This is a genomic window from Pseudomonas sp. DSP3-2-3, assembly GCF_049898225.1.
Classification (GTDB): domain Bacteria; phylum Pseudomonadota; class Gammaproteobacteria; order Pseudomonadales; family Pseudomonadaceae; genus Aquipseudomonas.
The window spans coordinates 71,955-88,644 of record NZ_JAFCXH010000001.1; the positions used below are offsets into that span (position 1 = coordinate 71,955).

Sequence of the window (16,690 nt, forward strand, 5' to 3'; positions counted from 1 at the left end):
CCGCCCTCATTTAAAATCACGACTGCGAACATCCAGCCCGGTAAGCAGCGGCGTCAGATCGAACAGGCGCTGCGCAATCACATGCCGCACGCCCTTCTGCGACTCCAACCGCCCGAATACCTGCATCAAGCTGGCACCCACCAGAATCTTGCGTTGACGTTGAGCCAGGTCGAGCCAGACCACGACATTGATCATGCCGAACTCATCTTCCAACGTAACGAAGGTCACGCCACTGGCTGTACCCGGACGCTGACGGCCTACCACCAGCCCGGCCACGCTGATCATGCGTCCATGCTCAACGTCGAGTAAATCTTGAGAACTGTGAAAGCGTTTGGCGGCCAGTTGACGGCGCAACATGGCCAGGGGATGAGGGCCCAGCGTGGTTCCGGTCGTGGCGTAATCGGCGAACACATCCTGCGCCACGGTGGGTAAAGGCAAGGCGATTTGCGTCTCCTCAACCGTATGTTCCGGGCCGAACAGCGGACGCTGCGCTTCGACTCCGGCAACTTCCCAGCGCGCCCGATGGCGATGACCGATCAACCCACGCAACGCGCCAGCGTCGGCCAATGCCTCCAGCGCCCGGTTGTCCAGCCCCGCACGCAGGCCCAGATCGGTGGCGTCGACAAATACTTTATTCGCCCTGGCAGACTCGATATGACGGGCATCTTCTTCACGAAAGCCGCGAATCATGCGCATGCCCATGCGAATCGCAAGGGTCCGGTTGTGTTCGTGATGATCGACAGGTTCCAGTGAACAGTCCCAGTCGCTGTAGCGTACATCCACCGGGCGAATTTCGATGTGGTGACGCCGCGCGTCCTGAAGTATCTGATCGGGACTGTAAAAACCCATGGGCCAACTGTTGATCAGCGCGCAGGCGAAGGCCGCCGGTTCATGGCATTTGAGCCAGCAACTGGCGTACGTCAGCAAAGCGAAGCTGGCGGCATGGGATTCCGGGAAGCCGTAACTGCCGAAACCCTTGATCTGTTCGAAAATCCGGGTGATGAACTCCGGCTCATAACCATTGGCCTTCATGCGCTCAGCCAGACGCAGGCGGTGCGACTCCAGCCCGCCGTGGCGCTTCCAGGCGGCCATGGAGCGGCGCAGCTCATCGGCTTCACCGGGCGTGTAATCGGCCGCCAGAATCGCGACTTCCATGACCTGTTCCTGGAACAGAGGAACGCCAAGGGTGCGCTCGAACACCTTTTTCAGCCTTGGTGGATAAGTGATCGCTTCTTCATTGTTGCGCCTGCGCAAGTAGGGATGGACCATGTCACCCTGAATCGGCCCCGGCCGGACGATGGCCACTTCGATGACCAGATCGTAGAAGGTCACGGGCTTGAGGCGCGGCAACATGGCCATCTGCGCTCGGGACTCGATCTGGAATACCCCGATGGTGTCTGCCCGGCCGATCATTTCGTAGGTGGCAGGATCTTCCGCAGGCAGCGTCGCCAGGGTCCATTGCTGACCTCGGTAAGTACGCACCAGATCGAAAGTGCGCCGCAACGCGCTGAGCATGCCCAGGGCGAGGATATCGACCTTGAGCAGACCCACCAGATCCAGATCATTCTTGTCCCACTGAATAATGGTGCGTTCGGCCATTGCCGCGTTTTCCACTGGCACCAGAGTTTCCAGCGGGTGCTCGGAAATGACAAAACCGCCGGGATGCTGCGACAAATGCCGGGGGAAACCGATCAGCGTGTCCGTCAATGCCAGCACGCGCCGTAGTATCGGCGCATCGGGGTCAAATCCGCTTTCACGCAGACGTTCCACAGGAGGTATTTCGTCGCTCCAGCGACTGAAACACTGCGCAAGTGCATTGATCTGGTCCGGCGGCAAACCCAGCACCTTGGCCACATCACGCACCGCGCCAGTGCCGTGATAGGTGCTGGCCACTGCGGTCAGAGCTGCCCTGCCCCGGCCATAACGTTTGAAAACGTACTGCAAAACCTCCTCGCGGCGCTCATGTTCGAAATCCACGTCAATATCCGGCGGCTCGTTGCGCTCCCTGGAAATGAATCGCTCAAATAGCAGATTGCTCTCTTCGGGATTCAATTCGGTGATGCCAAGGGCGAAACAGACTACCGAATTGGCCGCCGAACCTCGGCCCTGGCATAAAATGTGGCGACTGCGCGCAAAGCAGACGATGTCGTGGACCGTGAGAAAGTAGCTCTCGAACTTCATCTCGCCAATCAGCTGCAATTCCTTTTCGATCTGCGCCCGGGTCGCTGGCTTCAGTCCTTGAGGCCAGCGCTTGCGGACACCCTGCTCAGTCACTTCCCGCAGCCATGAGCCCGGCGTATGTGCTGCCGGCACCAGTTCATGCGGGTATTCATAACGTAACTGGCTCAAGTCGAAGGTGCAGCGCGCAGCAATCGACAGCGTTTGCGCCAATAACTGCTCGGGATACAGCTCAAGCAAGGCGCTGCGCGGACGCAGGTATCGCTCACCGTTGGCGAACAGCCGATGCCCGGCCTCGGCCACGGTTGTGTGATGGCGGATAGCGGTCATGGTGTCTTGCAAGGCACGACGTCCACGGGCATGCATGTGCACATCGCCACTGGCGACCAGCGGGATATCCAGCGCGTGCGCCAGCGTCTGGAGTTGACCGAAACGCTGTTGATCATCTGGACCACGATGCAGTTCGACCGCCAGCCACGTTGCTGCAGGGAATGTTGCTCCCAGCCACACTCCTTGCTCCTGAAGCGTTGCTACTGGCAATTCGAGATCCGGCAGCCATAACGCCAACAAACCGCTGCCCGCAGCCGGGAAATCTTCCCGCAATGACAGGTATTCACCTTTTTTGGCTCTGCGCCGGGCCAGGGTTATCAACCGGCACAGCGCTTGATAACCACTGAGATTTTCCACCAGAAGCACGATCTTGGGGCCATCGGCGATGCTGATCTCGCTGCCGATGATCAACGGCAGACCGTTATCCATGGCTGCTTGCCAGGCGCGCACGATGCCGGCCAATGTGCATTCGTCGGTGATCGCCAGGGCTTGGTATTGGTGCTCTTTGGCGCGCTGGAATAATTCTGCGGCGCTGGAGGCCCCGCGCTGGAAACTGAAATTCGACAGGCAATGCAGTTCAGCATATGGGTTGTTCATGCGAACCAGCCATGCAGCAACAGGTCGCCGCCCTCGCCCACGGTCCGATAGGCCCAGCCTCGCTGGCCAGTCCGGGTTTCGATCAGGAAATAATCGCGCCTGACATCGCCGCCGTCCCACCAACCGGACTCGATACGCTCAGGCCCGGCGAGGATTCGCGTACCGGCCTTGGGTAGCGGTGATGGCTGGCTCAACAGCCAGCCGGGACGCGGCACTTTCGGCTGGGAAAGCCGGGCTTTGGTTTCAGTGTCGGCTTGCCAGGCACATTCGGGCCGGTGATCGGCGCGCAGGCGCAAGCCATTGACTGACTCATCGCCCAGGCGGGCACGCAGGCGTTCGCGTAGTTGCTCCCAGGGCAGTGATTGCTGGGGGCGCTCATCAAATAGCTCCCGATGAGCCGGGACAAATGGCGGCAAATCACGGGCGTGCAGGCGCACTGCACGCACCGGGGAAGGCACCTGAATCTGCTCCAGGCGACCGCGCGCCAGTTCAAACAGCATGGCGCCATCGCGTTCTGCGCTGAGCAGTCCGACCGGTACCAGCGTGTCAGCGCCTTCGACATGTTCCAGATGCAGGGTGAAACGCTGGACGCCACTGTCGCGCCCGCCGAGAAACATCGCCAGATCGGAAACCAGCCGTTTGAGGGGAAACAGCAAGGCCTGATGAGACTCGACGTCAAAATTCAGTTCGATACGCACATCGAAATAGTCCAGCGGCGTATAGAACTCCAACGCCACTGGCCGCTCTCCGAGCAAGGTATCCAGATGCTGCATGACATGCGCCGGAAAACGCCGGGCCAGGCTGTTACGTTGCAATCCGAAAACCTGTTGTAGATTGCGCAGGCCCATGCGCGTGAAGGCCGTTGCGGTTTCGCGGCTCAGGCCGATGCGATCCACCGGCATCTGTTCCAGAACGTTACGCAAGCTCTCGCGGCAGGTAACCGCCAGTCCGTCGTGAACATTGGCCAACATGCGCGCAGCCACAGGATTGGGCGCCACGACTATCCGGTGGGAAAACCCCAAGGCGCTCAATTCCGCACGCAGCCGGGCTTCGAACACCGGCCACGGTCCGAACAAACCCAGGCTTGATTCGACTTCCATCATCAACACGCGCGGGTATTTCAGACTTACTTGCGAGCTGAAGCGATACGCCCAGGCAGCCAGCAATCGATGCCAGCGTTCGGTTTCTGCCGGGTCGAATTCTGCGGTGGCGAAATCCCGCACCATGGCATGGGCACTGTTCAAGGATTGACCGGGCCGCAGCCCCAAGGCTCGGCCGGCCGGATTGACTGCCTGCAATATCCGCCGTTGCGGCGTGCCGCTCAGCAGCGCCAGCGGTTCATCAGCATTGGTGCGGCGGCGCATGACGCCGTCGAGCGCCAGTTGTGGCAACAAGACACAGGCCCACAACATAAGAACCTCAAGCGTCTGTCGTAAAGGGGATGGGAAATGGCGGCGCCATACCGCCCCGACATTTGAGCACCCGCAATTGCAGGGGGCGGGTATCAATGGCAATGCGCAATGCAGCGGGCGATGGATTGGCCGCGGCCTGTATGGGGCGGCAGGCAAATGCCAGGGTCTGCCCGGTTTCGGCGGCCACTTGCAAACGACGCAGTGCCCGGTCATCCGCTTGCCGGGGCCAGCACACCACTGCTCCACAACTGCCAGAGCGCAAGCATTGCTCGGCAGCCCACAAACCGTCGCGCTCGCTGGCCTGAATCACCGCCAGCCAGCGTAGATCCACGCCAGCCGCTTCCCACGCCTGGGGGTAAGGAATGAACGGCGGTGCAACCAGGACGATACGCTCGCCCTTGTCAGCCAGCCGTGCCAGGGCTGGCCATAACAGACGTAACTCGCCACTGCCATCGGCAGGGATCAGGATTTCACTGAGTGCTGATGCAGGCCAGCCGCCGGTAGGCAGCGCGGCATCCAGGGCTGAATGGCCGGTGGGCTGCGGGCTGACTGAAGGCGCAGTCTGCCGGCCTTTCCAGACCCGGCGCTCGTCCAGCAGCGCATCGAGGCTGACCACGGCGCCCATCATTCACGCCTGACCAGGCCGCAGAACACGCCTTCGATGGCGAAATCCTGATGGGGTTCGACCACAATCGGCGCATAAGCCGGGTTACGCGGCAGCAGGAGATATTTGTTCTCGCCGGTTTGCAGGCGTTTGATGGTGACTTCGCCGTCCAGCCGTGCAACCACGATCTGCCCGTCGTGGGCTTCACTGCTTCGATGGACGCCGACCAGATCACCATCAAGGATGCCGTCCTCGATCATCGAGTCGCCCTGCACCCGCAGCAGATAGTCCGGCACGCGGGAAAACGTTGCGCGGTCCAGCAGCAAAGTGTCGTGGGTGCCGACATCCGGACCAATCGGCAGGCCAGCGGCCACGCGGCCCATGACCGGGATTTCCATGAGTTCGGGACGTGGGGTCTTCTCTATCAGGCGAATGCCCCTGGCCTGATTGGCCATGACTTCGATCAGACCGGCCTCGGTCAAGGCCAGAATGTGTTTGCGTGCCACGCTGCGCGAGGCAAAACCGAAGGCTTCGGAGATTTCCGCAAGGCTCGGTGATTGGCCCTGCTGCGCGATGCGATCGCGGATGAAGGTAAGAATTGCGCTACGGCGAGGAGATAATGTGCTCATGGAGTACATTTGTACTCCCTTGCGCTTTTGCTGCCTAGAGCATTTGGTCGCCAAACTCGAAATCAGCGACCGGCGAAGGCTGAATCAAGTCGGACAACCTTCAGCACCGTCGTTCAGCCCTTGCTTGTAGTTCTCGTATTCGAGCGTCGCTTTGCCGTTGGTCCACTTGAGGGTCAGCACGGACAGCGAGTCAAAATCATCGCCCGTCCAGTCGTTCACAAGTTTGATTTTTTGTCCGGACGCTTCCTCTGCCACCTTATTGATCAACTCAGGCAGATAACCGTGGGACCAGGCCGTGTAAATAGTCGCATCGCGGTACTTGTCATTCATCAGTTCATCGGCGAGATCGCTGGTGTCATTGGCCGCGAAGTCGATGTTGATGGGCAGGCCAAGCTTTATCGCGCTGGGACCAACCGTCATCAAAGGACGCAGATAGCTGTAGGAATGATCGCCCTCGCCTTCTTCAACGTGACGGCTGGGGTTGGCGGCAAAGATGAAATTAGCCTTGCCGAACTCCTTGGGCAGCAGTTCTGACAGATCGATGGCGCGATTCAGGCCCTGACAGTTCAACTGCCCCAGGCCCATGGAAGGCTTTTCTGCGTGACGCATGAACACCAGGGTTTGTGTACCGTTCTTGGGTTCGGCATGTACGCCCTTGCCCACGCTGAACAAAAACGCCGAGGACGCTACTAGCAAGACAGGGAGAACGAAGAATGCACAGCGACGCTGGAATCGGGTGATGAGGGGCGCTTTGAAAATTTTCATTATTCTCGGATTCTGGTATGCATTATTGGAGATATAGCGCCGATCGCTACTGCGAATGTGCTTCCCTGAGTGGGTTCGCTCCCCCGCAACTCCATGTTCCGATCAGCATGCGGCTGGCTGTGATGGCTACTCACAGGCTAGTTGTCCAATGTGTCGATTTAAAGAATGTGACGATAAGAGTCGAATAAGGCCTGAAGGTTGCATTCAGGACCATAAATACTCGAACTATCAATGAGTAAAGTGCTGTCCCGTTATAGAGACCGAAAGACTATTGCTCGAAAGCTACTTGCGCAGCCCGCAGATGATTGCGCTTATCGCCACTGCAAGCCCGGCACCAGCATACACCCATGTGGCAGACGCAACCGGCAATAACACCCCCGCCAACAATGGACCCAGCCCAGCGCCGATATCTCGCCACACAGCGTTGGCGGCCAAAGCTTGCACTCGACCCGGCCCGGGGTTGCGTTGCGCAACCAGCGTGGTCACCAAAGGCAGTTGCACCGCGCGCAAGATCAACACGCTGGCGGCCCCTGGAATCAACCAATGGGAACCGAATGCCATGAGTGCGATGCAGGTCAGCACCGAGCACACCACCAGCATATTCACGGCCCCGACGTGATCAGCAAGGCGGCCGCCCAATGGGCTCAGGAGCATTTCCGAGACATAACGCAAGGCCAATAATACCCCCGCAACCAGGACCGCATTGGTACCCATCACGGCTTGCGCCTGCAGCGATAAGCCAAAAATGAACAGCCCGTCCAGCGCGACGCCTTCAACAAACGACCAGATCGCAACACTGTCCGGCGCCTTGAAACGCCAGCCGGAAGCCGTTGGCATGGCATGTGCGACCCCCGGCAAGCCACGGGCCACCCAGCAACCGAGCAACGCTGCCAAGGCCAGCACAATAAACACCGGTCGTGGGCCGAACTGGATACTGAGCAATGCGCCCAGCGGCAAGGCCAGCATGGGGCCGATAGCAATATAGGCCCGGGAACGACCTGAGCGATGCGCCGCCCCCGCTGGTTCCGAAGTGGCCAGGACCTGAGTCGACAAATTAAGCGCCGCGTAGGCCAATCCCCAGCCCAGGCGCAGGATCAGCAGCCACCAGAATCCGGAAATGAAGGCATTACCCAGCGCGCAGACCGTTGCTGTCGCCGCAGCCAGCATGACCGTAGGACGATCACCATGGCGCGCGTAGTAACGCACCACGTAGCTGTAACCAAAAATCCTCACCAATCGATTGGCCGCCAGCAACACTCCGGCCTGGGCCAGGCTGATGCCAAATACCTGCACATGCATCGGTAACAGCAGATACAGCAACACGTCACTGGGTAAACACAGCGCCAGGACTATGGCCGAACGACGAGAGGCAGCATCAACGGAAGGTTTAACCGCAGGCATTTCGAGAAACAGCCGGTTACAAAACGGACGTGCAGCATGCGGCTCTGGAATGCGGCCTGACAACACTTCTTTCATAAAACTCACACGCTAATACGCTGCGCAGGATTAGCCATCAACCCGGTCCCAGACCCACAAATACCGCCTTTCATCCGGTGCCGTGTTGACGTAAGCGCGGCTATGGTGTTTTCTGAAACCGTTTTCAGAGCTCTGTAAACAGAGCCTGTAAACATAGCCCGCCAATAAATCCAACAGGGTGTTCAATGTGAGTAGCTTTCCTCCGTCACCGCGTGCGCGCGTGACCATGAATGATGTTGCCGATCTGGCCGGTGTATCCAAGGCCAGCGTCTCGCGTTTCATTGGCGACGACCGGCAATTACTCTCCGATGCCATCGCCTTGCGCATCGAACAAGCCATCGAAACCCTCGGTTATCGCCCCAATCAAATGGCCCGCGGCCTGAAACGCGGTCGCACCCGCCTGATCGGCATGCTCGTCGCCGATATTCGTAACCCTTATTCCATTGCCGTCATGCACGGTGTCGAAACCGCCTGCCGACGTCATGGTTATAGCCTCGTGGTGTGCAACACCGATCGGGATGACGAGCAGGAAAGCCTGCACCTGGCAGCGTTGCGTTCCTACAACATCGAGGGTTTGATCGTGAATACCCTCGGGCATCATCTCGATGAACTGCGCGATTTGCATCGCGAGTTGCCCATGGTCCTCGTGGATCGTCGGGTTGACCAACTGGACAGTGATCTGGTCGGCTTGAACAACGCCGCAGCAGTCGAACAAGCCATCGATCATCTTGAAAACTGCGGTTACCGCGACATTTTGCTGGTCAGCGAGCAACAGGACGGAACCAGTTCCCGACTGGAACGCATGGAAGCCTTCACCCGCCTGATAGCACAGCGACCGCGGCTTCGCGGACACGTCACGCAAACCGATGAGCAACTGGCCGGCAATCTGCAAACCTTTCTCGCCGCACCGGGCCCCGGCCCCAAGGCGCTGTTCACCGCCAATGGCGTGGCGACGCTGACATCCACCCGGCTGCTGCGGGAATTGGGTTGCGCGCTTTTCGATGATGTCGGCCTGATCGCCCTGGATGAACTGGACTGGTATCCGTTGGTGGGCAGCGGCATTACTTCCCTCGCCCAACCCACCCATGACATGGGCATCACCGCATTCGAATGTCTGCTCAACCGGTTGCGTGGCGATCAGGCGCCCAGCCGGCTGTTCGACTTTCCAGCGAAATTGATCGTGCGCGGCTCGACTCGACCGCGCTCCTGATCTGAACGATCGCTGTTCGATCCAATTTTTACAGTAAAAAATGAAACCGGTTTCAGAGGACAAAAATAATGCACATGAATCCCGTCTCCATCAGTCTTTCAAGCTTCGGCGCCGATCTGGTCCGACAGCGCGGGCAAGCCGCTTTCATTCCATTGCTGGTCGATAGCAAGGTTTCGCGCATCGAGTTGCGCGAGGAGCTGTTCACCTTTGAGGATTTTCCCGCCCTGGCCCTGGCGATTCAGGTTCAAGGCCTGGAATGCCTGTATTCGGCACCGCTGGAATTGTGGCTGGCTGATCAGCCGCAACCCAATCCACAACTGGCAGTCACCCTGCAACGGGCCCATGCCTGCGGTGCGAAGTGGCTGAAAGTTTCTCTCGGTCATTTCACTGAAGCCTGTGATCTACAGGCGCTGAGCGAAGAACTGGCCCACCACGATGTGCAATTGCTGGTGGAAAATGACCAGACCGCCCATGGCGGAATCATCGCGCCCTTCTGCCGTTTCTTCGCGCAGGTGCAGGCCCTGAAACTAGACATCGGCATGACCTTCGATGTCGGCAATTGGCAATGGCAGGACCAGGATGTGCTCAGCGCCGCTCAGCAACTGGGCCGCTTTGTGCAATACGTGCACTTCAAGGCCGTGACCCGCAATGCCAGTGACAAGCTGGTCGCGGTCCCGCCTGCCGAGGCTGATTTGCCTGCCTGGCGACAACTGCTCGCGTATATGCCGAACGCCGTCCCGCGTGCCATCGAATACCCGTTGCAAGGCGACGATTTGCTAACGATCACCCGCCAGCAGGTGGGCATCCTTGCGCACCTCGCTCCGGATTCGCCGATTCAGCAGCGCGAGGCATTGAACCATGTCTGAGATCGATATCCTTTCATTCGGCGAAACCATGGCGATGTTCGTCGCGGAGCAGCCCGGCGATCTGGCTCAGGTCAGTCATTTTGAGAAACGCATTGCCGGTGCCGACAGCAACGTTGCCATCGGCCTGGCGCGCCTGGGGTTCAAGGTTGCCTGGCTGAGCCGCGTCGGCGATGACTCGCTGGGTCGCTTTGTCATTGATAGCCTGCAACGTGAAGGCGTGAGTTGTCAGCACGTGACCATGGACCCGCTGCACCCTACCGGTTTTCAGCTCAAGTCCCGGGAACTGCAGGGCGCAGATCCTGCCGTGGAGTATTTCCGCAAGGGTTCGGCGGCCAGTCACTTGTCGATCAAGGACATCGATCCACGTCTGCTCACCGCCCGGCATTTGCACGCAACCGGCATTCCGGCGGCGCTGTCGGACAGTTGCCGTGATCTGTCCCGGGAATTGATGACCTGCATGCATAACGCCGGGCGCAGCGTGTCGTTCGATCCTAATTTGCGCCCGTCCCTGTGGCCGAACCAGGCGCGCATGATCAACGAGATCAACTACCTCGCCAGCCTGGCGCATTGGGTATTTCCAGGTCTGGCCGAAGGTCTGGTGCTCACTGGCTATGAAGATCCGCCGGACATTGCCGCGTTCTACCTGGACCAGGGAGTCGAAGCGGTGGTGGTCAAACTCGGGGCTAACGGCGCGTATTACCGCACGCAAAGCGATCAGGGGTTTGTCGCCGGCGTACCGGTCAGCCAGGTGGTTGACACCGTCGGCGCCGGAGACGGTTTCGCCGTCGGCGTGGTCAGCGCCCTGCTGGAAAACCAGGGGTTTGCCCAGGCCGTGGGCCGGGGCAACTGGATCGGCAGTCAGGCCGTGCAAAGTCGTGGCGATATGGAAGGCCTGCCGTCCCGCGCGGCGCTCGACGCGGCGCTACCCATCAGCCGGAAACTGGCGGAACTGGTCTGAACCACCCCTGCTCTAGTGAATAACCGTACCTGCTGCGACAACAACAAAAAGCTCAGGAGATCGAAATGGAAAAGTTACTCGATAGCGTTAAAACCAGCGGCTTGAAACGCCGCTGGCTGTTGATCATGCCCATCGTGTTCATTACCTACAGCCTGGCCTATCTGGACCGGGCCAACTACGGTTTTGCTGCCGCCTCGGGCATGGCCGAAGACTTGCACATCACCCCAGGTATGTCGTCGTTGCTGGGAGCCCTGTTCTTTCTTGGCTACTTCTTCTTTCAGGTGCCGGGTGCGATCTACGCGCAGAAGAAAAGCGTTAAAAAGCTGATCTTTGTCAGCCTGATCCTATGGGGCAGTCTCGCGACGCTGACTGGCATTGTTTCCAATGCCTACATGCTGATCGGCATCCGCTTCATGCTCGGTGTCGTTGAGGCTGCGGTTATGCCCGCCATGCTGGTTTATCTCTGCTATTGGTTCACCCGCGCCGAGCGCTCCCGGGCCAATACCGTGCTGATTCTCGGTAATCCGGTGACCATGCTCTGGATGTCAGTGGTTTCCGGTTACCTCGTAGCCCATTTCAACTGGCGCTGGATGTTTATCGTCGAAGGCTTGCCAGCCGTTATCTGGGCATTTATCTGGTGGCGCCTGGTGGACGAGCGTCCTGCCCAGGCCAAGTGGCTCAGCGAAGCGGAGAAAACCGAACTGCAAACGCGCCTGGACGCCGAGCAAGTCGGTATAAAACCGGTGAAGAACTATGCCGAGGCCTTTCGCTCGCCCAAAGTCCTGCTGCTCGCCGCGCAGTATTTCTGCTGGAGTATCGGCGTGTACGGCTTCGTGCTGTGGCTGCCGACCATTCTGAAAAAAGGCATGCAGATGGACATGGTCGAGGCCGGTTGGTTGTCGGCCTTACCTTATCTGGCTGCCGTGATCGGCATGATCGTGGTGTCCTGGGCCTCGGACAAACTGCAAAAGCGCAAACTATTCGTATGGCCGCCGTTGCTGCTGGCCGCGATTGCCTTCTATGGCTCCTACGCCTTGGGCACTGAACATTTCTGGTGGTCCTATTCCCTGCTCGTGATTGCCGGTGCCTGCATGTATGCGCCCTATGGGCCGTTCTTTGCCATCGTGCCGGAAATCCTGCCGTCGAATGTGGCCGGTGGTGCCATGGCGTTGATCAACAGCCTCGGCGCACTCGGCTCGTTTGCCGGCTCATATTTGGTGGGTTACCTCAATGGCGTGACGGGAACCCTGAGCGCTTCGTACCTGTTCATGAGCGGCTCGCTGCTGCTGTCGGTATTCCTGACCCTGATGCTCAGGCCAGACAACAAAACCAAGCCTGTCGCTGATCAGCGCAATGCCCCTCGCGCCCCGGCCCATCCTTGAAATGGAAATGTTCCCGATGAAAAAGCATGTCGTTCTCTACAAGACGCTGTCGCCCGCGCTCATGGAGCGCTTGCAGGCCCACGCGGAAGTCACGCTTATCGAAGATCCCAAGCGTGACGATCTCGCCCGATTGCGCGCGGCTTTGCCTTATGCGCAGGGGCTTTTGGGCGCGAGCATCAAGCTGGATGCGGCTTTGCTGGACCTCGCGCCACAACTGGAGGCGATCTCCACTGTTTCCGTCGGCGTGGACAATTACGACATCGAGGATCTGGATCGCCGGGGCATTGCGCTGTGCAATACCCCGGACGTGCTGACTGAAACCACCGCCGATACCGGCTTTGCCCTGATCATGGCCACAGCGCGACGGGTGGTCGAACTGGCCAATATGGTGCGCAATGGTGACTGGAAACAGAACATCGGGGCCGCGCATTTCGGCAGTGACGTGCATGGCAAGACATTAGGCATCATCGGCATGGGCCGGATCGGTGAGGCATTGGCCCAACGCGGCCATTTCGGTTTTGGCATGCCGGTGCTGTATCACAGTCACTCCCCAAAACCGGCCGTGGAAGCACGCTTCAATGCGGGCTATCGCAGTCTGGAGGCTTTGTTGCGCGAAGCCGATTTTGTTTGCCTGACGGTGCCGTTGACCGCTGAAACCGAGGGATTGATTGGCAAAGACCAACTGGCCTTGATGCGTTCGGAGAGCATTCTGATCAATATCGCCCGGGGCAAGGTGGTCGACGAGCAGGCGCTCATTGAGGCGCTGCAAAGCGGCCGGATACGGGGTGCGGGGCTCGACGTGTTCGAGCGCGAACCGCTGGCCAGCGACTCGCCACTGCTGAAGCTGAACAATGTCGTGGCGACGCCGCACATGGGCTCGGCCACCCACGAAACCCGTGAGGCCATGGCCAGCTGCGCAGTGGACAATGTCCTCAGTGCGCTCAAGGGCGAGAAGCCCGCGAATCTGGTCAATCCGAAAGGTTGGGAGAAGGGCTTTGGTGGGAGAGGACTTGTCCTCGATAGCCCGCACAGACAACCCTGATCCGCCTGACCCACATGCAGTGTTTAATTACAGCCATCGAGGACAAGTCCTCTCCCACAAGATATGGCATCACCTTGGATTGTGCGGACGAATGAAGCGTCGGGTGACTTCAAGCCAGAATGGGCCGTTGGCCCGCTCTGAAAGATGTTTAAGGAATAACCAACATGATCTGGATCATAAAAATGCAAAACTTCACCCGATCAGGAAAAAAGTTTTCTGTTTGTAACCGATGCAGTGCTATTTTTGTTTCTCGATAGGACTGTTCAGATTTCTTATCAGGAAAGCGCCTCGACCATTGTGGGAATCTTCCCCAAGATCCCGCCTCCAGGTCCACCAGTGCTTTTGCTGGTCATCTCGACCGGTCCTTCCCTACCCATTGGAGCTAACGCCAGTGCCGATGTAGACGAGGTGGGCTGAATGAACAAAGTCACGTTCCCCAACGCTTGCCAGCTGATGCGCTGGTATTTCCATCCGGTCGGTTTCGAAGCCACCATGGACGCACCCAGCAGTATGGTTGCCCGACTTTTTGATCGGGCCAGCGGCGAAACGGTCATTGCCATCGCAGGCCTGCCTTGCGCAACGGTGATGAATGCGACGGAGGTGGAACTGATTATCGAGGCGATCGAGGCGGAACTGGAGTCGTTCCGCCCACCCAGGGTAATGAACGTCTCCTGAACCTCAGGTTTTGCGGCGCAAATCCTCAAAAAACACCTGGCCAGCGTCGATCCGATCCGACGCTTTGGTCACATTTGCACCCTCTTTCGCGCTGCCATCGATAAACCAGTAACAGTGCCGGACAGCGCGGGTGATCGCGACATAAGCCAGACGCAACACTTCATCCTTCTGCGCGTTATCAAATGCGTCTGTATCGCCAGCATTGCCCAACCCGGCCAGGCGATACAGTTGGTTCTTGTATGGCGAATGGGTCAGATGCTGGCAATCGCCGAGCAGGAATACCGCATCGGCTTGCAGCCCTTTGGCGCTGTGATAGGTCAACTGCTTGAAACGACGCTTCTCGGGCGGCTTCGCATAATCTGCATTAATAAGCGATTGTAAGCCTTTGGATAAAGAAGCTTTTTCACTGCTTTTTCGGTACAGCAATAGAATTGAATCGCCGTCGTTGTAGTGTTCCATCAGCCGTTCTTCGAGTGCCTGATCCTCACGACTGAGCACAGTGACCGGCAGCAATTCCTGAGCAGCTGCGCAGGAGCGGGCTTTTTTGCCGGCGATGGCCGGTGCGGCGCGAACGATATGTTCGGCAGCGTCGATGATGTACTGATGGCTACGATAGTTCTCGCTAAGCATCACCTTGGTGGTCGCCGGCGAGGAAAACTCCCTGGGGAATTCCATGAAGAACTTGGGTGAGCTGCCGCGCCAGCCGTAGATCGACTGCCAGTCGTCGCCGACACACAGCAACGAACTGTGCTGAGCCGTACGCCCGATGTGCAACGACGGGCCTCGCCGACGAATTTCCCGAAGGCTCGCCCGGACCCACGAAACAATCTGCGGTGACACGTCCTGAAATTCATCGATCATCAAATGCGAAAGTGGCCGGAGCTGCGCATCACCTACAGCGTTCAGGTTTTCCGGAGAATTCTCGCCAAACAGGGCAAACATCCGGTTGTAGGTCATCACCGGCGGCGTCTGCGCCAGCAGGTGAGTTTCGAAGGCTTTCCAGAACAGGCTCAATGCCTCGAAGAAATAGCGATCCGGGTCGTCCTTGGCAAAGCTCATTTGCGCCACCGCAGCCGGAACATCGAGCGCCAGGTTTTCAATAAAGCTTGCCGCAGTCACGAAGCTGTCCAGCAGTGGCGCGGCTCCAAGCTCACCTTTGACCTTGTAATCAAAGCCCGGCCCGGCAACCGCAGCGCCGGAAAGCGACTGTAGAACCCGGCCGCCAGCTTCATAGCTTTCCAGCCATATCAATGGCTTGCGGCAGAAAGCTTGAAACAGGGTGCGCTTGATAACCCATTCAGCCCAGACCGGCAATTTCGCCCCGGGACGTTTCAACTGCTGATCTTCCGTCGGGTCGAAGCCCAGAACCACCCAGGCGTCCAGTTCGGCGATATACCCGTGCAGGTGAAAACCGAAACCGTTGATCTCCACCGTCTGGCGCATGGGTTCGATGCCTTTGATCGGCCACGCCTTGGCGCGAATCCACAGGTCTTCAATGGTGTCGCACAACTCTTCATCACGCTTGGCCGACAGCTCGGTGACGGTGACACGCTTCTGCACATCCGGATGGTCGCGTTCCAGCTCCTTGAGTTGCAACGCCTGGCGATACAGCGGCGCCATGACCTCGCGGAACCGCTCGTTGCTGGCGTACAGGTCGCGATAACACAGGTTGAGTTGCTGACGTTGCGCGTCGTTGATGCGCAAGTCGAAAGGGTTGCTGTCAGCACCCTCCTCTATGCCAACGGTAGATTGGCTGCCGAGATTCTCGAACGCCGTCAGCTGTTCGAAACCCGGCAGACTGCGCACCAGTGGCAAGATCCGCGAATGGAAGGTCCTGACCAGCTCGCGCGCCTGCTTCTGACTGAGGTCATGGCCCCAGAAGCCGAAAATCTCGATCAGCTTGTTGACGAAGTCTTTACGCGACTCGCGGGTGAAGGTCACTACGGTCATCGAGTCCAGCTCGAAACCCAGGTAATGGCTGAGCACCAGGACGCGCAATACCAACGAAGTGGATTTGCCAGCGCCCGCGCCGGCAATCACATAGGTTGAAGGGGTGTCGCTGAAGATCATCTTCCATTGCGCCGCACTGGGCTGCGCCTGGGGCGGCAGCTTGAGGGCGACATCGGTCTTGATCAGTTTCTTCAATTCAGCGCTCAGCGGCAGGCGCCAATCGTCGAACAGATGGTCGTCCACCTTTGGACCGCGATGTTCGCCGGGACGCGTGTCGCGGATCACCAGCACTTGCCGACCTTGCTCAATCCCGTCCAGATGTCCTTCGGCATAGCCCTCATCGACGCCTTGCAAATGGCCGTTCAGATATCCGTCGGCATGGCCCTGGGACCATGAGGGGCTGTGTTGCGAGCCCAGTCGTGTAAGGGATTTTCCCAGCAGCCGGGCCACCAGCCGTTTGAAGAAAGGCAGATGATCCGCTGGCGTCAGTTCCAGCTCGGCATGGGGATGAAGATCAGTGTCCGGCACGCAGGCTCCAGCAGTGAACAGATGAGCGAAGGCGCCATGGTCGCGCTATTCGTGCCTGAGCTCCAGTGAAAAGCTTGGTGATCAAGCA

Annotated in this window: 13 protein-coding genes; 6 read left to right on the forward strand and 7 right to left on the reverse strand. The window is 58.8% G+C overall.

Annotated features, from left to right (window positions below; translation table 11 throughout):
- Positions 1–6: 6 nt before the first annotated feature.
- From ACP7E4_RS00345 to ACP7E4_RS00370, 6 genes are all read right to left on the reverse strand, one after another.
- Positions 7–3,105, reverse strand: coding sequence for an error-prone DNA polymerase (locus tag ACP7E4_RS00345; protein WP_426110590.1), 3,099 nt, complete (start codon positions 3,103–3,105; stop codon positions 7–9).
- The gene (locus tag ACP7E4_RS00350; protein WP_426110592.1) at positions 3,102–4,517 is read right to left on the reverse strand and encodes a Y-family DNA polymerase; all 1,416 of its coding nucleotides are present in this window, start codon (positions 4,515–4,517) and stop codon (positions 3,102–3,104) included. The genes ACP7E4_RS00345 and ACP7E4_RS00350 overlap by 4 nt, the downstream gene beginning before the upstream one ends.
- A 7-nt stretch (positions 4,518–4,524) precedes the next feature.
- On the reverse strand, positions 4,525–5,142 hold the full coding sequence (imuA, locus tag ACP7E4_RS00355; protein WP_426110594.1) for a translesion DNA synthesis-associated protein ImuA: 618 nt from the start codon (positions 5,140–5,142) through the stop codon (positions 4,525–4,527).
- On the reverse strand, positions 5,142–5,759 hold the full coding sequence (gene lexA, locus ACP7E4_RS00360) for a transcriptional repressor LexA (protein ID WP_426110596.1): 618 nt from the start codon (positions 5,757–5,759) through the stop codon (positions 5,142–5,144). The genes imuA and lexA overlap by 1 nt, the downstream gene beginning before the upstream one ends.
- A gap of 75 nt (positions 5,760–5,834) precedes the next feature.
- Positions 5,835–6,515 carry a hypothetical protein gene (locus ACP7E4_RS00365; RefSeq protein ID WP_426110598.1) on the reverse strand — a complete coding sequence of 227 codons (681 nt, stop codon included), beginning with the start codon at positions 6,513–6,515 and terminating at the stop codon, positions 5,835–5,837.
- Between the two features lie 282 nt (positions 6,516–6,797).
- Positions 6,798–7,916, reverse strand: a complete 1,119-nt coding sequence (locus ACP7E4_RS00370) for an MFS transporter (protein WP_426111479.1) — start codon at positions 7,914–7,916, stop codon at positions 6,798–6,800.
- Between the two features lie 301 nt (positions 7,917–8,217).
- Here ACP7E4_RS00370 and ACP7E4_RS00375 point away from each other — a divergent pair, with 301 nt between their 5' ends.
- The 6 genes from ACP7E4_RS00375 (at position 8,218) to ACP7E4_RS00400 (ending at position 14,124) form a co-directional block, all read left to right on the forward strand.
- Positions 8,218–9,201, forward strand: a complete 984-nt coding sequence (locus ACP7E4_RS00375; RefSeq protein WP_426110600.1) for a LacI family DNA-binding transcriptional regulator — start codon at positions 8,218–8,220, stop codon at positions 9,199–9,201.
- Positions 9,202–9,269: 68 nt separating this feature from the next.
- Positions 9,270–10,067: a sugar phosphate isomerase/epimerase family protein gene (locus ACP7E4_RS00380; protein WP_426110602.1), complete on the forward strand. Its 798-nt coding sequence runs from the start codon at positions 9,270–9,272 to the stop codon at positions 10,065–10,067.
- On the forward strand, positions 10,060–11,025 hold the full coding sequence (locus tag ACP7E4_RS00385) for a sugar kinase (protein WP_426110603.1): 966 nt from the start codon (positions 10,060–10,062) through the stop codon (positions 11,023–11,025). Before ACP7E4_RS00380 ends, ACP7E4_RS00385 begins: the two co-directional genes overlap by 8 nt.
- A gap of 65 nt (positions 11,026–11,090) precedes the next feature.
- Complete coding sequence (locus ACP7E4_RS00390; protein ID WP_426110605.1) at positions 11,091–12,407, forward strand: MFS transporter; 1,317 nt, start codon at positions 11,091–11,093, stop codon at positions 12,405–12,407.
- Positions 12,408–12,423: 16 nt separating this feature from the next.
- Positions 12,424–13,449, forward strand: coding sequence for a 2-hydroxyacid dehydrogenase (locus ACP7E4_RS00395; RefSeq protein WP_426110607.1), 1,026 nt, complete (start codon positions 12,424–12,426; stop codon positions 13,447–13,449).
- 417 nt (positions 13,450–13,866) lie between these two features.
- On the forward strand, positions 13,867–14,124 hold the full coding sequence (locus ACP7E4_RS00400; protein WP_426110609.1) for a DUF1652 domain-containing protein: 258 nt from the start codon (positions 13,867–13,869) through the stop codon (positions 14,122–14,124).
- 3 nt (positions 14,125–14,127) lie between these two features.
- Here ACP7E4_RS00400 and ACP7E4_RS00405 read toward each other — a convergent pair whose 3' ends face one another.
- Positions 14,128–16,602 (reverse strand): UvrD-helicase domain-containing protein, encoded by a 2,475-nt coding sequence (locus tag ACP7E4_RS00405; protein ID WP_426110611.1) that lies wholly within the window; start codon positions 16,600–16,602, stop codon positions 14,128–14,130.
- Between the last annotated feature and the right edge of the window lie 88 nt (positions 16,603–16,690).